The 20,299-nt window shown below is 36.1% G+C and carries 17 protein-coding genes; 9 read left to right on the plus strand and 8 right to left on the minus strand.

All coding sequences use genetic code 11. The annotated features are described in order from the left end of the window. Positions 1-269 precede the first annotated feature (269 nt). On the plus strand, positions 270-1,067 hold the full coding sequence (locus tag OLM61_RS06465; protein ID WP_264525583.1) for a glycan-binding surface protein: 798 nt from the start codon (positions 270-272) through the stop codon (positions 1,065-1,067). A gap of 78 nt (positions 1,068-1,145) precedes the next feature. Here the strand turns inward: OLM61_RS06465 and recO are convergent, their stop codons facing one another. From recO to gdhA, 4 genes are all read right to left on the minus strand, one after another. Beyond that, positions 1,146-1,859 carry a DNA repair protein RecO gene (gene recO, locus OLM61_RS06470; RefSeq protein ID WP_264525584.1) on the minus strand — a complete coding sequence of 238 codons (714 nt, stop codon included), beginning with the start codon at positions 1,857-1,859 and terminating at the stop codon, positions 1,146-1,148. After that, complete coding sequence (locus tag OLM61_RS06475; protein ID WP_264525585.1) at positions 1,853-2,887, minus strand: acyltransferase family protein; 1,035 nt, start codon at positions 2,885-2,887, stop codon at positions 1,853-1,855. Before OLM61_RS06475 ends, recO begins: the two co-directional genes overlap by 7 nt. Before the next feature lie 18 nt (positions 2,888-2,905). Further along, the gene (locus OLM61_RS06480) at positions 2,906-5,176 is read right to left on the minus strand and encodes a T9SS type A sorting domain-containing protein (protein WP_264525586.1); all 2,271 of its coding nucleotides are present in this window, start codon (positions 5,174-5,176) and stop codon (positions 2,906-2,908) included. 135 nt (positions 5,177-5,311) lie between these two features. Further along, on the minus strand, positions 5,312-6,655 hold the full coding sequence (gene gdhA / locus OLM61_RS06485; protein WP_173965045.1) for an NADP-specific glutamate dehydrogenase: 1,344 nt from the start codon (positions 6,653-6,655) through the stop codon (positions 5,312-5,314). Between the two features lie 282 nt (positions 6,656-6,937). On the opposite strand from gdhA, the gene OLM61_RS06490 reads away from it, so the two are divergent. Then, complete coding sequence (locus OLM61_RS06490) at positions 6,938-7,720, plus strand: THC0290_0291 family protein (RefSeq protein WP_264525587.1); 783 nt, start codon at positions 6,938-6,940, stop codon at positions 7,718-7,720. A 244-nt stretch (positions 7,721-7,964) separates the two neighbouring features. On the opposite strand, the gene OLM61_RS06495 is transcribed toward OLM61_RS06490, so the two are convergent. Beyond that, positions 7,965-9,107 carry a cystathionine gamma-synthase gene (locus OLM61_RS06495; protein ID WP_264525588.1) on the minus strand — a complete coding sequence of 381 codons (1,143 nt, stop codon included), beginning with the start codon at positions 9,105-9,107 and terminating at the stop codon, positions 7,965-7,967. Positions 9,108-9,212: 105 nt separating this feature from the next. Between OLM61_RS06495 and OLM61_RS06500 the strand changes: the two genes are divergently transcribed. Next, positions 9,213-9,956, plus strand: a complete 744-nt coding sequence (locus OLM61_RS06500) for a DUF3298 and DUF4163 domain-containing protein (RefSeq protein WP_264525589.1) — start codon at positions 9,213-9,215, stop codon at positions 9,954-9,956. Positions 9,957-10,057: 101 nt separating this feature from the next. On the opposite strand, the gene OLM61_RS06505 is transcribed toward OLM61_RS06500, so the two are convergent. The 3 genes from OLM61_RS06505 to OLM61_RS06515 all read right to left on the minus strand — a co-directional run bounded on the left by OLM61_RS06505 (position 10,058) and on the right by OLM61_RS06515 (position 13,209). Beyond that, on the minus strand, positions 10,058-11,209 hold the full coding sequence (locus OLM61_RS06505) for an ATP-binding protein (RefSeq protein WP_264525590.1): 1,152 nt from the start codon (positions 11,207-11,209) through the stop codon (positions 10,058-10,060). A 243-nt stretch (positions 11,210-11,452) separates the two neighbouring features. Further along, on the minus strand, positions 11,453-12,208 hold the full coding sequence (locus tag OLM61_RS06510; RefSeq protein WP_264525591.1) for an SDR family NAD(P)-dependent oxidoreductase: 756 nt from the start codon (positions 12,206-12,208) through the stop codon (positions 11,453-11,455). 128 nt (positions 12,209-12,336) lie between these two features. Continuing rightward, a complete protein-coding gene (locus OLM61_RS06515) occupies positions 12,337-13,209 on the minus strand; it encodes an aldo/keto reductase (RefSeq protein ID WP_264525592.1) in 873 nt (290 codons plus the stop codon). A 223-nt stretch (positions 13,210-13,432) separates the two neighbouring features. Here OLM61_RS06515 and OLM61_RS06520 point away from each other — a divergent pair, with 223 nt between their 5' ends. The 6 genes from OLM61_RS06520 to OLM61_RS06545 all read left to right on the plus strand — a co-directional run bounded on the left by OLM61_RS06520 (position 13,433) and on the right by OLM61_RS06545 (position 20,234). After that, positions 13,433-14,437 carry an AAA family ATPase gene (locus OLM61_RS06520; RefSeq protein ID WP_007807095.1) on the plus strand — a complete coding sequence of 335 codons (1,005 nt, stop codon included), beginning with the start codon at positions 13,433-13,435 and terminating at the stop codon, positions 14,435-14,437. 80 nt (positions 14,438-14,517) lie between these two features. After that, on the plus strand, positions 14,518-15,381 hold the full coding sequence (locus OLM61_RS06525) for a DUF58 domain-containing protein (RefSeq protein WP_264525593.1): 864 nt from the start codon (positions 14,518-14,520) through the stop codon (positions 15,379-15,381). A gap of 146 nt (positions 15,382-15,527) precedes the next feature. Continuing rightward, entirely contained in the window at positions 15,528-17,162 is a 1,635-nt protein-coding gene (locus tag OLM61_RS06530; RefSeq protein WP_264525594.1) for a BatD family protein, read from the plus strand. Further along, entirely contained in the window at positions 17,162-18,163 is a 1,002-nt protein-coding gene (locus OLM61_RS06535) for a vWA domain-containing protein (protein ID WP_264525595.1), read from the plus strand. Before OLM61_RS06530 ends, OLM61_RS06535 begins: the two co-directional genes overlap by 1 nt. Before the next feature lie 140 nt (positions 18,164-18,303). Continuing rightward, a complete protein-coding gene (locus OLM61_RS06540) occupies positions 18,304-19,338 on the plus strand; it encodes a VWA domain-containing protein (RefSeq protein WP_264525596.1) in 1,035 nt (344 codons plus the stop codon). A gap of 122 nt (positions 19,339-19,460) precedes the next feature. Beyond that, positions 19,461-20,234, plus strand: coding sequence for a tetratricopeptide repeat protein (locus OLM61_RS06545; protein ID WP_264525597.1), 774 nt, complete (start codon positions 19,461-19,463; stop codon positions 20,232-20,234). Positions 20,235-20,299 lie beyond the last annotated feature (65 nt).

Genomic DNA, 20,299 nt, shown 5'->3' on the forward strand with positions numbered 1-20,299 from the left:
AAAGTAAGAAATTTTAAGGAAACATGAAAGGGAATAAAAAAAAGACGAAAACACAAAAATTTCAATACAATTTAAATCCAAAAAACAACTGTAAAACCAACACATTAGCACTAGCAAAATACTGAATACAAAATAATTACCCTTTTAATCAGCTCCAAAACCAACCAATATAAGCCCAAATTATCTTATTAAAAAAGCTCAAAAAGCCATTATTATCTAAAAAATGCGAAGTTATTATTGTAGTTTTATCCCAACTTTAAAAAACATTTATGAAAACAAAATTACTTATTCTAGCCCTCCTGGTAACAGGTATGGCGCAAAGTCAAAACCTTCTTCAAAACGGTAGTTTCGAAAATTTCACAGGTACAACTCCAAATTCGTGGTTTTTCTTAACTGGAGCGACATCACAGCAAAGTACGGTATTTAGCAACGGAATCTCAAGTCTTGATGTTTCGCCGGTAGGGGTTTTTCCTGTTCAATTACCTAATGCTATTTTCTCTCAGGATTTCACAATAAGTGACTTAGAAACTTACACTTTAAAATTTGATTATTTCATCCCTGGCACCAGTTTAACTAATTACATTAGCAGTCTTACATTTGAAATTACCAAAAATGGCAACGAAGCCATTTTTGCTCCACCACTTGCTCCTACAAATGCTATTACTTATGGCACATGGAAGACGGTAACTTATGATTTTAAGATTGCGATGTTCAACTCTGGACACACTTCAGCAAGCCTTAAACTAAACTATGTTGTAAGTATCGACCAACATATGTCAGATCATCACATATACTTTGACAATGTAAGCATCGTTAAAAAAGCTACTTTAGGAACAGCAGATTTTGACAAAAAAAGCAATCCTATTGCTTACATTTCAAAAAACGAAATAAAACTAAACAGCGACTACAAAGATTCTTCTTATGTAATCTATTCTGTTGAAGGTAAAGCCGTAAAAAGATCTAAAAACAACTCTTCTGAAAGCATTGATACTTCTGAATTGACTACCGGAGTTTATTTCTTAAAATTAAACGATGCCAGTACTTCTGTTAAATTCATCAAACAATAAGTAATTGTTGTAATGAAAAAAGGGATGAATTTGATATCAAATTCATCCCTTTTTTTATGCCCGCACTTTTTCAAAAACTTAAGAAAAGATCTCTTTTAAAACCTCTAAAGATTTCGGTTTTTTGAATCCGTCCAAATGAAAGCTATAGTAATCGATCAGGATTTTGAGCAGAATTTGCCTTTCCGTCACATGAAAAACTTTTTGATCGTTTTCAAATTTCAGATCAATTAATTTTTTTAAAAGACTGGTTTCATGTTCCGTCAAAGCAGTCGCTCCATGAAACACCGTAAAAACACCCTCAATCATTTCAAAATAAAGAAGTTCCATTTCTGAAATATCCGGATAAAAGCCCAGGTATTTTGTCGCTTCCAGAAGTAATATCAAATGAAAATTTGAGATTTCATCATGATGATCCAGCCAGCTCAGTGCCGTCTCTAAGAACACAAAAAACGATTCGTTTTTCTCTTCTTCCTGAATAGAATAATGGAGCATTTCAGACAAAAACATGACCATGGTACTTTTTACAAGATCGGTATGAATACTTTGAAAAGGCACTGCTGTTTTTATTTCTTTGAAAGTCTCCAAAGTTCCTTTATTCTTGTGCATCGCCTCAATTTCAAGAATAGACAAAGGCTGAAAATAAGCAATTTTCTGGCTTGCTTTCCGACTTGAAAAAGCATCCCGCACAAAATAAGATTTCAGGCCGTTTGAAAGCGTAAAACACTTTACAATCAAACTTTTCTCCTGAAACTTTAACGATGAAATTACTATTGCTTTGGTTTTGATTAACATGTAGTCGAAATTTGCTTTTGGACATTCGTTTTAAATCTGTCCAGAAACCCTCGTTCTACGTAGAACCACGAAAGGACAGCAAAACAGAAAGTAATCAAAATTACAGTAATTGCCATTACAAACGGATCGTATTTTTCGAATAAGTTGTATTGTCGGAATAACTGGATTATTGGAAAATGATAAATGTAAAGCCCATATGTAAAATCACCATATTTACCGAAATTGTTTAAAAAAGGAATATTATATGCCGCAATAATAACCACAATTCCAAACGCTGCAGGATACAAAAGGTCTACTGACAGATCTGACAAATGATAAACTGCTAAAACCAAAACAGCGAACAGTAAAAATCCTGCTTTGTTTTTCATTATCCATTCAAAATTCAAAAACAGAAAAATACCTGTTATAAAATAACACAAATAACCGGGCAGCTGCTTGGCTAATAAGGGCTGATTCCAATAAGAATTCATCACAAACCAATATCCTAATGACAAGAGATAAAGGTTTCCTAACAACAAAAAGGACTTTTTTATTTTTTGTATTCCGTAAAAAATTAAAGGCAAAACAACATAGAAGCCTTCTTCAATTTTCAGTGTCCATAAGGCTCCGTTTACAGCACAATGCAAATTAGCATCAAAAAGTCCGGGCAAACAGGGATGCATAAAATTCAGGAAAAGCAAATTCCAGCCTATGTATTTATAAGTATCGATACTTGAAAAATAGGCCCCAAAAGTATAACTGCTGAATAAGCTGAAAATAAGGCCCGAAAATAAAATCACCACCACATAAGCCGGTAAGATTCTTTTGATACGTTTGACAAAATAGTCTTTTAGAGAAGGTGTATTTACATAACTTTTACTCACTAAAAAACCACTTATCACAAAGAATCCTTTTACTCCGATAATGGCATTGGAGAAATACGACAAGACAAAAAGATCTTCATTCTGAGAAAGTTCTGCCAGATGTGCCAATAAGATATTTGCAGCAAAGAAAAACCGTAAGAAGTCAAAACAATTTTTATTATCCATAGTTGATCTGCGCTAAACTTATCGAACGATCATTACTTTTTTGACTTTTGTTTCGCTCCCATCCTGAGCGGAGATAAAAATCATATAAACTCCTGATGCTACTTTATATCTACCAAAAGCCGTAGTATCCCATTCTATTGTCCCACCTTCTGAAGTAGTTTCATAAACCAGATTACCCTCTATGTCGGTAATTTTGATATTGGCTTTGTTTATTAATCCGGCAACTTTTACTGTTCCTGCATAGGTTGGACGAACAGGATTTGGGTAAACATAAACATTATTTAAGTCTTCATTAGCTCCCGTTGCCATTCCCTTAAAAGAAACCAAACCTTTATCTGTTGCAATAAAAACTTCTCCAGTCACACTATTTATATCAATATCATTTATAATATTACTCGGCAATGGCGAATTATTTATTGTAAAATGATATTTGGTCTCCTGACCATTTGGTGACACCATAAAAACGCCTGAATCTGCTGTTGCAATCCATTTATTGTTTGCCCCGTCGACCACAATATCTGTGATAAATTGTTCGTACAATAATTCCTGCGCCAAGCCTTCTTCAAGAATAATAATTGGTTTTGTAGTCAATTGATTCTCTGTTTGAAAACTACTGACATTAGCCAACACGCGCAATCCTTTTGTGGTTCCTATCCAAAGCTGGTTATTATTATCTGGAGTAGCAACACGAACATCTACAATAGGTAGATTTCCGACATCGACACCTTGTGTTATTTTCTTTAAAACATTTCCCTTTTCATTAAAACCTATAAGTCCGCTATTAAAGGTTGCCATCCATTTCGTTCCGTTTTTATCAATAGACATTCTTCCAAATGGACAGCTCGGAATATCTATAATTACAGATTCTGTGGAAAAAACCTGCCAGTCTCCATTTGGCTTTAGTACCTTAATTCCTTTGTCAACCAAACTATTGTTCATCCATAAGTTTCCGACTTTATCAAAAACCATCCCATTCACCCAGACATCTTGTGTATTAGGGACTGCCTGCAGTGAACTATTTGCTGTTCCGTACAAATAACTTGGAATATCATTTTCTACTTTTAGCAAACCTGCATCAAATGAACCGATGTAAACTTTCTTCTCATTTGCAGGATCTACTACAACTCTGATTAGCGATTTAGCACCCAAAACTTTTTCATACGGAATATTCAGCCATTTGTCCAAACTAAATTTACTAATGCCATAGCTATCTTTTGGATATGGGTTGTAAACTCCCGAATAATCACCATAAACAGTCCACATCGAATTTGCTGTAACCTGAAGTGCAAAAATACTGTTTCGTAACGGCCCGTTTGGTGTATCATTTACAAATACTGAAGCACCGGAAAGTGAAGAAGAAAAAACTCCGCTCTCTTTTGTCCCTACATATAATACATCACCAACTGTGGTTGCACAACTAAAAGTTATAGTATTATCTAAAACCTGAGTATTTGCAATCTGGCGCAGCAATACCATTTGATTGTTATAAACATAAACCACATTGGGTGTTGTGACTATTAAGTTATGATTTGCAGCACGCAGATCGGTTGAAGGTCGCGGGAGCTGAAAAAATCCAACAAATGAATTTGAATTGTACCGATGAATGTATCCTACTGAATTTATCGCAATAAGCTCTGTATCCAATGGCTCAACACTGGCCCAGTCACCCGCAGTAACCAAGCTCCATTGGTTAAAATCGATCAGATTACCATTGGTGCTATTGGCTCTTTTGATTCCGTTTGAAGTCGCAGCATAGAAAAACCCATTAAAATAAGCCGTTTGCCTTACTTTAACTTCGGCACCATTATCTCCGATAAAATAAGTATCTCCAAATTGCAGGGTGGTTAAATTGAACTGAACAATTCCGAAATCACAAGAAACATAAACCATTCCGTTGTGCTCCATCAAGTGGTTAATTCTCTTCAGATTGGCCGGCAATTGTTTGTTAATGATGTCGATCACCTTTAAAATGCTACCATCGGTATCATTTACCACGATCATTAATCCGTTTTCATATCCGATTACCGTTTTCTTAAATCCTTCGCTATGGTATAAAGAAGAGATCGTCTGTCCCGAAAGGCCATCTACCGTTGTGGTGGTTTTGACTGTATTCAGGGCTACATTTTTAGAAAAAAGAGCATTCTCTGAGGCCGCAAAAACGGTAGTTGAAGATTGCGAGAGATCTTTTACTTCGTTGAATGAAAAATACCCCTGCCAGGACAATTTATTCTGAGAAAAACAAAATTGCACTGCCACCAAAAACAAAACGTAGAAAAACCTTCTTTTCATTATTTACTAAATTCAGATAGACAAATATACTACAAACGAAAGTATTTGATTTTTGTTCTCTTGCAAATAAAAAAATGCCTCCGATTTATCTTTATAAAAGACAAATGGAGGCACTAAAAAACTATAACTAAAAAATTATACTACACCTTGTGCAAGCATAGCATCGGCAACTTTAACAAATCCTGCAATGTTAGCTCCTTTTACGTAGTCAACATAACCTGATTTATCCGAACCGTATTTTACACATGAAGCATGGATTGCTAACATGATTCCTTTTAATCTTTCGTCAACTTCTTCAGATGACCAGCTTAAACGCAATGAGTTTTGCGACATTTCAAGACCTGAAGTTGCAACACCACCAGCATTAGAAGCTTTTCCAGGAGCAAATAAAATTTTTGCATCAAGAAAAACAGTAACAGCTTCCGGAGTAGAAGGCATGTTTGCTCCTTCTGCAACGGCAATACATCCGTTAGCCACTAAAGCTTTAGCCTCATCACCATTTAATTCGTTTTGAGTCGCACATGGTAATGCAACATCACATTTAACTTCCCATGGACGTTTTCCTTCTACGTATTTCGCATTTGGATATTTTGCCACGTACTCGCTGATTCTTCCTCTAAGCTCATTTTTTAACTCCATTACGAAAGCTAATTTTTCAGCATCGATTCCATCTGCATCATAAATATATCCTGCAGAATCTGATAATGTAACTACTTTTGCTCCTAATTGAGTTGCTTTTTCAGTTGCATATTGTGCTACGTTTCCAGAACCTGAAACAGCAACAATTTTTCCTTTAAAACTATCTCCTTTAGTTGCTAACATACTTTGAGCAAAGTAAACTGCTCCGTAACCTGTAGCTTCAGGACGAATTAATGATCCTCCGAAAGAGATTCCTTTTCCGGTTAAAACTCCGGTAAATTCATTTCTTAATCTTTTGTACTGACCAAACATATATCCAACTTCTCTACCTCCTACACCGATATCTCCGGCAGGAACGTCAGTATCAGCTCCAATATGTTTTGAAAGTTCTGTCATAAAACTTTGACAGAATTTCATAATTTCATTATCTGATTTTCCTTTTGGATCAAAATCAGAACCTCCTTTACCACCACCCATTGGTAATGTTGTTAAGCTGTTTTTGAAAGTTTGCTCAAAAGCCAAAAACTTCAAAATACTCAAGTTAACAGAAGGATGAAAACGCAAACCTCCTTTGTAAGGTCCGATTGCTGAATTCATCTGGATACGATATCCTTTATTAACCTGGATCTCACCTTTGTCGTTCAACCAGTTCACTCTGAACAGGATAACACGCTCTGGCTCTACCATACGCTCCAAAAGCATTTTGTTCTGGTATTTTTTATTTTCTTCAATAAAAGGAATTACCGTTTCGGCAACTTCTAAAACTGCTTGTAAAAACTCTGATTCGTTCGGGTTTTTTGCACTAACCGAATCCATAAAAGCGGTAATACTTTGTGACATGATTATTAGATTATTAACATTTAAGAAAACGTTTTCGTTATTTAAGACAAAGGTAATCGAAAATGGTATTTATTGAATATTTTTTTAAGAATCTCTTAAACTTTTATTTATAATACAGCTAATACAGAAAAAAGATATTTTAGGTTTTGCGTTTTGCAGTAAATTACTACCGAAATATTTAATAATTTAATATTTTTAATAAATATTCATCAATACAGCTGTTTATCCTTTTTAGTTCCTTGTGTTTTTATATATTTGCCGGGATTTGAAAGCCCAACCCCCATGCTTAAACCTATAGTACTCACGTTATTTGCCTTTTTTGGCATCTCAACAATTTCGACTGCACAATCACTGGCACACGAAGTTGGAATAATATTCGGCCCTGTTACTTTTCAATCTGATTTTGGTGAAAGAAATAATCTGGATACAAATCTTGGAAACACCGGATTTGGTGTCGGATTGGTTCATTTTGTCAATTTCTCTACCAACAGCAACCGGGAAAGCTTCTTTTCCGAACATTTCAAAGTAAGATCAGAACTCTCTTTTAATAGCTCAAAACTGAATCATTTTGGTGAATGGACGGAAAAAAAACCTGCTACATTAGGAGTTAAGCAGCTTAAAGCCATGCACGGAAAATCTACCGTAATTAGTTTTGGATCGCAGCTCGAATTTTCTCCGGTAAAGATCCATTATTACGAAACTTCTATAGGCGCTTTCAGCCCTTATGTAAGTTTAGGTTTTTTAGTAAGTTACTATACAACAGAAGTAAGCTCTGAACTTGGCAAACTGGGAACTCCCGACACTACACTTCCAAAATACCTGACTCCTTCAGACGGCCGTCAATTTGGTTTTTCAAGTGAGAATGGTTTGGTTTTATCCGGTACTGCCGGCTTAGGTGTTCATTACAAATTAGGCCGCATGAACGATTTAATGTTCGAAACCCGTTTTCAGGTTTTCAACTCCGACTGGGTTGACGGACTAAATCCAAACAAGAAAATTTACACAGAAAACAAATCAAACGACTGGCAGGTTTGGTTTAATGTAGGATATATTCAATACTTGTAATTTTAGAAATTCCAAATCTCAAATTCCAAGTTTCAAATTTCAAGTTTCAAGTAAAAATTCCCAAATTCCAGAGTATTACAATTGGAATTTGGGATTTTTTATTTGAAATTCATTTATTTTTTTCAACTCCGACTGGGTTGACGGACTAAATCCAAACAAGAAAATTTACAACTAAAACAAATCCCAAATTCCAAAATGATTAAAATTGGAATTTGGGATTTGAGATTTGGAAATTTATATATTTTTATGCCAAAGCCTGCTCTAAATCAGCAATTAAATCTTCGGCATCTTCAATACCAACACTTAATCGAACCAAGTCATCGGTAATACCCACTTCAGCTCTTTTGTCTGCCGGAATTGAAGCATGTGTCATCAAAGCCGGATGATTGGCTAAAGACTCTACTCCTCCTAAAGATTCAGCCAGCGTAAACACTTTAAGTTTTTCTAAAAAGGCAATCGAATCTTCTTTTTTTCCTGATTTAAACGTAAAAGACACCATTCCACCAAAAGCTTTCATTTGCTTTTTGGCAATTTCATGAAAAGAATGACTTTTTAAACCCGGATAATAAACCGTATTAATTTTAGGATGATTGCTCAGATATTCTACTACTTTTTCTCCATTTTCGCAATGTCTCTGCACTCTCAATGAAAGTGTTTTGATTCCTCTTAAAACCAGGAAACTATCCATTGGTCCCAATGTTGCTCCGGTTGCAAATTGCTGAAAGTGCAATTGGTCTCCTAAAGCCTCATCTTTTACAATTAAAGCTCCGGCAATAACATCTGAATGTCCGCCCAGGTATTTTGTGGCAGAGTGCATCACAATATCAGCTCCCAGATCAAGTGGTTTTTGTAAATAAGGTGTTGCAAAAGTATTGTCAACCGCAAATAAAATATTATTCGCTTTGGTAATTTTAGCCACTTCTTCGATATCTGCTAATTTCATCAACGGATTGGTTGGTGTTTCAACCCAGATCAGTTTCGTATTTTCATTGATTAATGATTTCAGTTTTTCGATATCGGTCATATCCACAAAATGAAATTTAATACCTGAATCTTTATAAATTCGGGAGAACATTCTGTAGGTCCCTCCGTATAAATCATCCATTGCGATAATCTCATCACCGGCTTTAAACGATCTTAAAATACAATCTGTAGCCGCCAAACCTGATGAAAAAGCCAATCCACGAGTACCATTTTCAATACTAGCCAAAGCATTTTCTAAAGCTGTACGGGTTGGGTTTGACGCTCTGCTATACTCATAATCCGCCAAAGGTTTTCCCGGACTGGTTTGTATAAAAGTTGAAGTTTGATACACCGGAGGCATAACAGCTCCTGTAGCTGGATCATGATGCTGACCACCATGTATTACTTTAGTATTGAATTTCATAGAGTTATATTTTTAAAATGCATAATTATGGTACAAATTTACCGTTTAATTTATTTTAATCCTGACACAACTTCTTACCTTTGTATATAATTAACACTTTTTGACATGAAACAATATCCTTTTTTAATCTTTTTGCTTTTGACATTTGTAAGCTGCAGCAAAGAACTTTCGTTTGAAAATGAGACATTTGAAAAAGAATCTACATTGCCTTGTGAAAAGGACTGTCCGAAAATAACCATTGATGTTCCTATCGCAAAAAATATCCCAATTGTAGCCGATAGTATTAATAAAAAAGTTTTTGCGGTCATTAAAGAAATCGTCTATTTTGAAGAAGACCCGAAAAAAGCCAATGATTACAAAGCACTGGCGGCGTCTTTTATTGGCTCATATGAAGAAATGCACAAAAAATTCCCTGGCGAAACTTTTGGATGGGAGGCAAAAATAAAAGGAAATGTTGAATTTGAATCCGATCAGATTATCAACCTCAAAATTGACCACTATACTTTTACCGGAGGTGCTCATGGCTATCAGGGGTATCGTTCTTTACTGTTCCATTCTAAAACAGGAAAAACGATTTTTATCGATCAGATTTTTAAAAATGAAAAAGAGTTTCTGGCTTACGCTGAAAAAGAATTCCGTAAAAAATATAAAATCCCCGAAAAATCAAACATCAATGCAACAGGTTTAATGTTTGAAAATGACAAATTCCACCTGCCACAAAACATTTTTTACACCAAAGAAGGATTGCTTTTATATTACAACTCCTATGAAGCCGCTTCTTATGCTGATGGCCCAAAAGAACTGTTGTTCCCGTATGATGAAGTCAGTAAATATTTAAAATACCAATAGCTTTAAACCAAAGCTGCATAACTAAAAAACCTTTGTCGCTTTGCCCCTCTGAACCTTTGCCATTTTACTCAGAACCTCAGAACCTTAGCAGCTCAGAACCCCTACTTAGCTCCTTCCTGAAAATCGTATTTCATCTTACGCAAAATTCGAAGTGCTTCTTTAAAGGACAAATAAATATTTCCAAAAGGTTTTAAAAGCAGTTTGGCATCGATTAGTTTTTGTTTGGCATCGTCAAAGCCATTCAAATAACAAATCATAAAAGTAGAAGGCAGATTTTCCAGATCTTTCAATTCACGCCCCGACAAAGCGATCCCACGCTGCAGTTTTTGAAGCAGGGCCATATTCGAATTGTAAATGTGATACAGCATTTTTCGGTTGAATTCAGGAGGCTGAAAAAGCATTTCGCTGTCAATTTTGTAGTAACCGTTGTCAAAAAAATGAATGGTTTGTTTTTCTAACGGATAATAACTGGTTTTGTCGTTTAAGCCCAGCGGAACATACTCCGTTATGGTAAAACTATCTTCGTCATAAACAATCGTAACCACATCCTGAGCGGAATAAAAGAGTTTAATCTGTTCATTGATCAGCTCAATATCAACACGGGATAAGAAAGTTTTGTCTCTGGATTTTTTAGGAACTCCTGCCCAGCAAATTACAAACAATTCTTTAAAAACATGATATTTGGGTGACATGTCCTTGTGTCTGAAATTCATAAAATCAATTACACCGTCGAGTGTGTACTGAATACTGTTTCTCGAACTGTTTTCAATCCCGATAACGGTTTCTGTATTCTGATAGTTTTTTTCGATTTCGCCCTCAACGGGAACCGAATTACTCCCGCGACGCATAAAAACACTATTGGCAACAATCGTATGAATTCCTTTTTTGAAATAGGAGATTTTGCTTTTGGGTTTAATGGTCACCAATCCAATTACCTTATCTTTTGGAAGATTCGGAAAGGGCACATTTTCGTATTGAATTCTTGGTGGATTTTCTAAAAAAGCATTCACCAGATTCTGGATTCGGCTGTCATCAAAGAAATCATCGCCTACAATTTCGTTGTCGTGATCCTCTACTCCAACCACGATATAGGAATTATTCGTAGGATTTGAATTCGACAAAGCACAAATGTGTTTCAGGAATTTCCCTTTCCCTTCACGTGAATGTAGGTTCAATTGCCTTTTTTTATCATAAAAACTGCTCTCGTCGTTATGAGCGAGCAGGTTTTTTATTAAAAGGCGTTTATTGATCATTTTTTTTAGATTGTTAGACTGACTTAGACTTCTTAGACTAGCTTAGATCTTTAGACATTCTTAGAATGTTAAATTATTGAGTTGGGAAACAAATTACCAAACTTCTCAGACACCTAAATTAATCTAAAAATTCAAGAAGTCCGTCAACCCAATTTTAAGATTACTCACTTAGAACTTAAAAAAATCTAAGCAAGTCTAAGTTAGTCTAAAATTCTAAGAAGTCTAAGCCAGTCTAAGAAAAGTCTATAAATCTTTTTTAACAATGGTCGATGACGCCTGCGCGGTACTCATGACCACTAAATCGGCAATATTGACGTGGTAAGGTCTTGAAATCACAAAGTGAATAATATCGGCGATATCTTCTGCCTGAAGCGGATCAAAACCTTTGTACACATTCGAAGCTCTTTCTACATCGCCTTTAAAACGCACTTCACTAAATTCGGTCGCTACCATCCCGGGATGAATTCCGCCAACCCTAATTCCAAACGGATTTAAGTCGATTCGCATTCCGGCAGTAATCGCGTCAACGGCATGTTTACTTCCGCAGTACACATTTCCGTTTGGGTACACTTCTTTTGCAGCTGTTGAACCAATGTTTATAATATGTCCGGATTTTTTGGCGGTCATTTTCGGAATCACAGCTTTCGAAACATACAAAAGTCCTTTTACATTAATATCGATCATCGCGTCCCAATCGTCTAAATCTCCGGTTTGAATCGGGTCTAAACCATGTGCATTCCCAGCATTGTTTATCAAAACATCAATATCCGAAAAGGAAGCAGGAAGCGCTTCAATTTTTTCAAGAACCTCCTTTTTGTCCCGAACATCAAATGACAGGGAATGTACTTCTGTAAATGCCGAAAGTTCTTTTTCAAGTTCGCTTAAACGGTCGATACGTCTTCCGCAAAGCACCACTTTAAAATTGTTCCTGGCCAGTATTTGTGCGGTTGCTTTTCCAATTCCGCTTGTGGCACCCGTAATTAAAACTGTTTTTTTCATTGTATATTTTTATTTTTATGCCCCAGATTAAAAGATTTTCACAGATTAATCAATCCTTTCTAATCCTTTAATCTGTGGCAAAATATTTTTAGCATTTTCACTGAATACTGAAATCTGAATACTGAACACTAAGCCACATCGTCACCCATACTTTCCGTCCAGATCGCGAACCAGTCTTCTTTATCCATTTCCAATTCTACTGCTTTCATCAGCGATTGAATTCGGGCAACATTTACAGTTCCGGCAATTGGAATTACTTTGGCCGGATGTTTTAAAATCCACGCCAATAAAAGGGTATCTGAACCAAAACCATATTTTTTAACTAATTCCACCATCAGCTTTTTCAAACGGCGTGTTTTTTTAGTGTCTTCTCTAAAAACCGTTCCAAGCGGATTCCATGACAACGGACGGATTCCGTGTGTTTGCATATAATCAAAACTTCCGTCAACCATAGGCTCAAAATTGGTTGCTGAAAACTGCACCTGATTATAGCTCACTTCTGTTTTCTGACGAATCAGCTCGGTTTGTGAACTGGTAAAATTTGAAAGTCCGAAATCGATAATTTTACCTTCTGATTTTAGCTTTTCAACGGCTTCTGCAATTTCATCGGCCTGCATAAGCGGACTAGGTCTGTGCAGTAAAAAAACGTCAACATAATCTGTTTTCAGTTTCTTCAATGATTCTTCAACAGACCATACAATATATTCTTTAGAGTAATCGTAATGTTTGATTGTATTTTTACGGCTTTCAGCAATCATCTGGATACCGCATTTGGTGATTAATTGTAATTTTTCACGCGAAATTTTACTGGCCTGAAATGCTTTTCCAAAATCGGCTTCCGTAGTATAAGCGCCGTAAATATCTGCGTGATCAAAAGTAGTTATTTTATTTTCGATACAAATCTGTATCATGTTTTCCATTTCTTTAAGTGTTAGGTTTTTATCCCATACACCCCAATTCATAGTGCCCGAAATAATAGGCGATAATGCTGTTTTACTCATGGTTTTATTGCGTTATTTTTGGTAATAAATGTGCTTTTCTGAAGCATAATCACCAAAGTTCTTAAAAATATAAAAATAGATTCCCAATTCGTCCTTAAAATTAGGTCGTTGGTCGAAGTTTTAACCATTCTTTAACATCTTACTTCTCAAAAAATATTCAATTTGCACTCTCAAAAGTTAGGCATAAAAATCAACGTTTTAAAAAGGTTTTAAAAATATTTATATGGAAGAAAATACAACGACTTTAGACATTAGAGCGATAAATGAAAAAATTGAAAGAGAAAGTGCTTTTATAGACCTTCTTACAATGGAAATGAACAAAGTTATTGTGGGCCAGAAACATATGGTCGAGCGTTTACTAATCGGACTTTTGGGACAGGGGCACATTTTGCTTGAAGGTGTTCCGGGATTAGCCAAAACTTTAGCGATAAATACTTTGTCGCAGGCAGTTCAGGGTTCGTTCAGCCGTATTCAGTTTACTCCAGACTTATTGCCTGCCGATGTTGTTGGAACGATGATTTACAATATCAAAGCCAACGAATTTTCTATTAAAAAAGGGCCAATCTTTGCTAATTTCGTCCTTGCCGATGAGATTAACCGTGCTCCGGCAAAGGTGCAATCTGCACTTTTGGAGGCGATGCAGGAAAAACAAGTTACTATTGGCGATACCACTTTCAAACTAGATCGTCCATTCTTAGTACTTGCAACCCAAAACCCGGTAGAACAGGAAGGAACATACCAGCTTCCGGAAGCGCAAGTCGATCGTTTTATGCTTAAAACTGTAATTGACTATCCAAAAATTGACGAAGAGCGTTTTGTAATTCGTCAAAACCTAAAAGGAAGTTACGAAAAAGTAAATCCTGTAGTTTCTGTAGAGCAAATTTTGCGTGCGCAGGAGGCTGTTCGTGAAGTTTATATGGACGAAAAAATCGAAAAATATATCTTAGATATCATCTTTGCTACCCGTTATCCGGAGAAGTACAAACTTGCCGACTTAAAACCTCTTATCAGTTTTGGAGCATCACCACGTGGAAGTATCAATTTAGCTAATGCAGCAAAATGTTACGCTTTCATCAAACGTCGTGGTTATGTAATTCCCGAAGATGTTCGTGCAGTTGTACATGATGTTCTGCGTCACAGAGTGGGTATTACTTATGAGGCCGAAGCCGAAAACATTACTTCTGTAGACATTATCAACAAAATCGTAAACGAGATTGAAGTACCTTAAAAATAGTTTTCAGTTTTCAGTCACAGTAAACACCTTATTAAGTAAACTGCGACTGAAAACTGCGACTGAAAACTAAAGAAATGGATACAAAAGAGCTTTTAAAAAAAGTACGGAAAATAGAAATCAAAACCAAAAGACTGAGCAATCACATCTTTTCGGGAGAATACCACTCTTCCTTTAAAGGGCGAGGGATGACTTTTAGTGAAGTACGTCAATACCAATATGGCGATGACATTCGTAACATCGATTGGAATGTAACGGCGCGCTACAATGAAGCCCACGTAAAAGTTTTTGAAGAAGAACGCGAACTAACCATGGTTTTAATGGTGGATATTTCGGGCTCTGAAGGTTTTGGTTCAAAAAGTCAGTTTAAAAAAGACATCGTCACCGAGATTGCGGCAACGATGGCTTTTTCGGCTACACAAAATAATGATAAAATTGGTTTAATATTATTCTCTGACAATGTAGAGTTGTATATTCCCCCAAAAAAAGGACGTTCTCATGTACTGCGAATCATTCGTGAGTTAATTGAATTTGAACCTAAAAGTCACAAAACCGATATTTCACAAGCTTTGAAATTCCTGTCCGGAACACAAAAAAAGAAAGCTATCGTTTTTATGATTTCCGATTTTATGTCTGAAAATTACGAGCAGACTTTAAAAATTGCTTCTAAAAAACACGACATAACCGGCGTTCGCGTATACGATATCCGCGAGGAAAAAATTCCAAATTTAGGGATGGTGAGTATGCTTGATGCTGAAACAGGAAAAGTACAATTGGTCAATACCGGTTCAAAAACGGTGCGACTCAATTACGAAAAACATTACCAGGAGCGCGTAAACTATTTCAAAGATATTTTCAGCAAATCGGGAGCAGGAGTCGTAAATACAAGAGTCGACGAAAATTATGTGACCAAATTATTAGGTTATTTCAAATCAAGATAATTTAGATTGTTAGACTTCTTAGATTGTTAGAATATTAGATTTTAAAAAATATAAATATCCCAAAAATAAAATCTGCTTAAATCTGTGTCATCCGCGTGCCTTTTTTAAGCATTCATTTTAGACTAAAATCTGAAATCAAAAATCAAATGAAATTAAAATTTTACATATTTTTATTTTTACTTTCTTCCGCTGTTTTTGCGCAACAAAAACAAGTAGAGACAAGCATTGATACTACAAAAAATAAAATTGGCGCCGAATTTAAACTAACCTTAAAAACGGTTGTAAGTTCGAAGTCTACCGTTGTTTTTCCGAAACTAAAAAACATAGGACCTTTAGAGGTGATTCAATCGTATCCGATTGATACCGTAAAGAAAAACGACACTTACGAACTGATCAAAAAATATGGTTTAACACAATTTGATTCCGGAAAATATACCATTCCGGCGATTAAGATTTTAATTGACAAAAAACCTTACTTAACAGATTCTATTCGTGTTGAAGTGGCGAATGTAAAAGTCGACACCCTGCAACAAAAAATGTACGACATCAAAGACATCACTCCAGCCGATAGCGGCATGGGCAAATGGTGGCTTTATCTTTTAATTCTGATTGTAATTCTGGCCATTGGTGCTTTTGTATATTGGTACGTTAAGAAACACCAAAAGAAAAAGATAGAAGAGGAAGTTTACAAAACACCTATCGAAAAGGCGACCAGCTTACTAAACAATCTGGAGCAAAAAGAATTGGTGCAAAAAGGCGAAATTAAAGAATACTACAGTGAACTAACGGATATCGCCCGAAACTATATCGAAGAAGCCATTCACATTCCGGCCATGGAAAGCACCACTTCTGAACTGATTCAGGCCATCAGAACGGCTTCGACCAAAAAGAAAATGACTTTAACTCCGGAAACCGTTGAAAACCTAGAACGTGTACTACGTCAGGCGGATTTGGTAAAATTTGCGAAGTCTAAACCTTTAGAGTTTGAAATTACGGAAGACCGAAATAAAATTCAAAAAGTAATCTTAACCCTTGATAATGCTATTCCGACCGAAGTTCCGGCAGAGGAAGAAGATCAATTGTTGAACGAAGCACAAAAGCAAAAACAGATTAAGCTGCAGTTGTTAAAGAAACGCAACAAACGCATTGCGATTTCGGTAGGCTCGGTTTTGTTTTTATTAATAGCCACTACAGCCTTTTTTATCGTTACCAAAGGTTTCACCTATGTAAAAGATAATGTAATCGGACATCCGTCGAAAGAATTATTAGAGGGAGAATGGGTAAAAAGTGAGTACGGAAATCCGGGTATTTTAATCGAGACGCCAAAGGTTTTAAAACGTATGGATACACAGAAAGTGCTTCCGAAAGAAACTATGGCGCTGATCAAAGAAATGCAGCTTTTTGCTTATGGAAGAATGGTGGGTAATTTCTATGTAACCGTTTCAACAAGCAAATTTAAAAATCCGGTAGAACTTGATCTGGCCAAAGCACTAGAAGGTTCTCTAAAAGTTATTGAAGCTCAGGGCGGACAAAATATTATTGTAAAACAAGAAGATTTTCAAACCAACGAAGGCGTTCAGGGACTAAAAGGATACGGAACCATGACGGTCTTCAATCCGGTTGACAAAACAAGCTCAAAAGCATATTACGAACTTTTACTCTTTAAACAGGATCAGGGATTACAACAAATCCTGATTTTACACGAAGAAGGAGACACTTATGCGAATGATATTACAACCAGAATATTAAATTCTGTCGAACTTAGAAAAGCGAGTAACTAATGAATAAGATAACTTTTTTAAATCCGGAATTCTTTTGGTTATTTCTGTTAATTCCAATTGCGATCGCCTGGTTCTTCTGGAAACGCAACCAGCAGTCGGCGACTTTAAAGATGAGTTCCACGCAGGGTTTCAAAAACAGCGAATCATTGCTGACCAGATTAAAACCTTGTTTATATGTTTTCAGGGTTATTGCCTTAAGCTCTTTAATCGTTGCTTTAGCAAGACCAAGAACGGTTGACATCAGCAATCAGACTAAAACCACAAAAGGAATCGATATTGTAATGGCAATTGACGTTTCGGGTAGTATGCTGGCCAAAGATTTAAAGCCAAACCGTATGGAAGCTTTAAAAAGAGTGGCTGCAGATTTTGTTGAGGAAAGACCTAATGACAGGATCGGATTGGTTTTATATGCCTCAGAAGCATACACCAAAACTCCCGTTACAAGTGACAAAGCCATAATCTTAGAAGCCATAAAAGGAATCAAATACGATACGGTGCTGCAAGACGGAACCGGAATTGGAATGGGATTGGCAACAGCCGTAAACCGCTTAAAAGACAGCAAGGCAAAAAGCCGTGTCATTATTTTAATGACCGATGGTGTAAACAATGCCGGTTTTATCGAGCCTGAAACCGCTTCAGACATTGCAAAACAATATGGAATAAAAGTATATACCATTGGAATTGGTACCAACGGAATGGCTTTGTCTCCATATGCATACGCGCCAAACGGAGGTTTCTTATTTAAAATGCAAAAAGTAGAAATCGACGAGCAACTCATGAAAAGCATCGCCCGTAAAACAGACGGAACTTATTTTAGAGCCACAAGCAACGATCGATTGGCCGAAATATACAATGCAATCAATAAGTTAGAAACCACTGAAATACAAGAATTAAAATTCTACGATTACGATGAAAAGTACAGAGGATTTGTTTTATTAGCAGCCTTTTTACTATTATTGGAAGTAGGTTTACGAAATACGGTTTACAGAAGCTTTATTTGATTTTGGAAAAATCAAAAAATTCCAAAATTTAAATACCAAATAACAAAACTGGAATTTGGAATTTAAGTATTGAAAATTAGAAAAAAGTTGGAATTTGGAATTTATCCCCTCAACGATGGGATTGGAATTTTAAAAATTATATGGAATTAGACGAAAAAAAATATTTATACCTTTTATTCTTACTCCCGATTGTGGCGTGTATTTTCCTTTTCAATATGTATTGGAAGAAGAAAAAGCAACGCGAATTTGGTGATCTTGAAATGGTAAAAAGACTGAGCCCTGAACGTTCTGTTTTTAAACCTGTATTAAAATTATCGGTATTGCTTTTGGCACTTGCCTGTTTGATTATTGGATTGGTAAATCCGAAGATTGGGACCAAAATGGAAACTGTAAAACGTGAAGGTATCGATATTGTTTTTGCCGTTGACGTTTCAAAAAGTATGCTTGCCGAAGATGTTGCACCAAGCCGTTTGGAAAAAAGTAAACAATTGGTTTCTCAAATCATTAACAATTTAGGAAGCGACAGAATTGGAATTGTGGCCTATGCCGGAAGTGCTTTCCCGGTTTTACCGATTACCTCCGATTATAGTGTGGCCAAAATGTTTCTGCAAAGCATGACTCCTGACATGGTTTCTTCACAGGGAACTTCGTTGGACGAAGCCATTCGATTGTCTTCGACTTATTTTGACGAAAAAAGCAAAACCAGCAAACTGTTGATTTTGATTTCTGATGGAGAAGACCACTCTGAAGGTGCCTCAGCCGCTGCCGAAGAAGCCAATAAAATGGGAATGAAAATCATTACCGTTGGTGTTGGAACAGAAAAAGGAAGTACCATTCCGTTAAAAGAAAACGGAGTAGTCAGAAGCTATCAAAAAGACCAAAACGGAGAGACCGTTATTACAAAATTAAATCAGGAAGGTTTAAAAACTATTGCAAAAGCGACTAAAGGTGGCTATGTTTACGGCGGGAATACAAAGGAAGTTCTGGAATACGTCAAGAATGCCCTGAACAATATCCAGAAAACAGAATTTGAAGCGACTCAAATGGCCGATTTTCAATCCCAATTTCAGTGGTTCATCGGATTCGCCTTTCTGCTGTTGTTTTTAGATATTTTCCTTTTAGAAAGAAAAACAAACTGGATTAAAGAGTTGAATTTATTTAACGAAAAGAAATAATTAAAGTTAGCCACTAATTACACAAAGGAAAAAATGTCTTTGTGAGATTCAAAAAATAAAAAACAATTAAATTAGTGCAAATTGGTACAATTTGTGGCCCACTAAAAACATAAAAAATTAGAATGAAAAATTTACTTCTTTATATTTTACTAACATTTTCTTTGGCAGTTTCTGCTCAGGAGAAAGACAAAACATTGCCTGACGCCAATGAGGAATATAAGCAGAATAAATTTACTGATGCCGAAGCCAACTACAGAATTTCTGAGTCAAAATTCCCAAAACGCGCGACTGCCCCTTATAACCTGGGAAATACAATTTACAGACAAAATCAGGCTTCTGAAGCCAAGTTTGCTTACGCGAAAGCCATCAAAAATTCAAAAACAAGACCTGAAAAACACAAAGCATTTCACAACTTAGGAAATGTTTTCATGAAAGAGAAAAATTATACTCAGGCCGTTGAAGCCTACAAAGAAGCTTTGCGCAACGATCCGACTGACGAAGAATCGCGTTACAACTATGCTTTGGCCAAACAAAAACTAAAAGAAAATCCTCCGAAAAACGATAAAAACAAAGACAAGAATAAGGATAAAAAGAACGACAAAAAAGACGATCAGAAAAAAGACGGCGACAATAAAGACAAAAAGGACGGAAAAGACGATCAGAAAAAAGACGATAAAGGCGACAAAGACAAGGATAAAAAAGACGGCAAAAACGACCCTAAGAAAGATGACAAATCCGACAACAAAGGGGAGCCAAAACCAATGCCGGGAGGAATATCCAAAGAAAGAGTTCAGAATTTACTAGATGCGGTAAACAACGAAGAAAAGAAAATTCAGGACAAAGTAAACGCCCAAAAGGTAAAAGGTAACCCTAAAAAAACAGAAAAAGACTGGTAGACCGATTGTTTGTCGTTTATAGTTTATAGTTCTTAAACCAACCATAAACTACAAACAACCAACAA

The organism is Flavobacterium sp. N502536 (assembly GCF_025947345.1).
In the GTDB taxonomy this organism is placed as follows: domain Bacteria; phylum Bacteroidota; class Bacteroidia; order Flavobacteriales; family Flavobacteriaceae; genus Flavobacterium.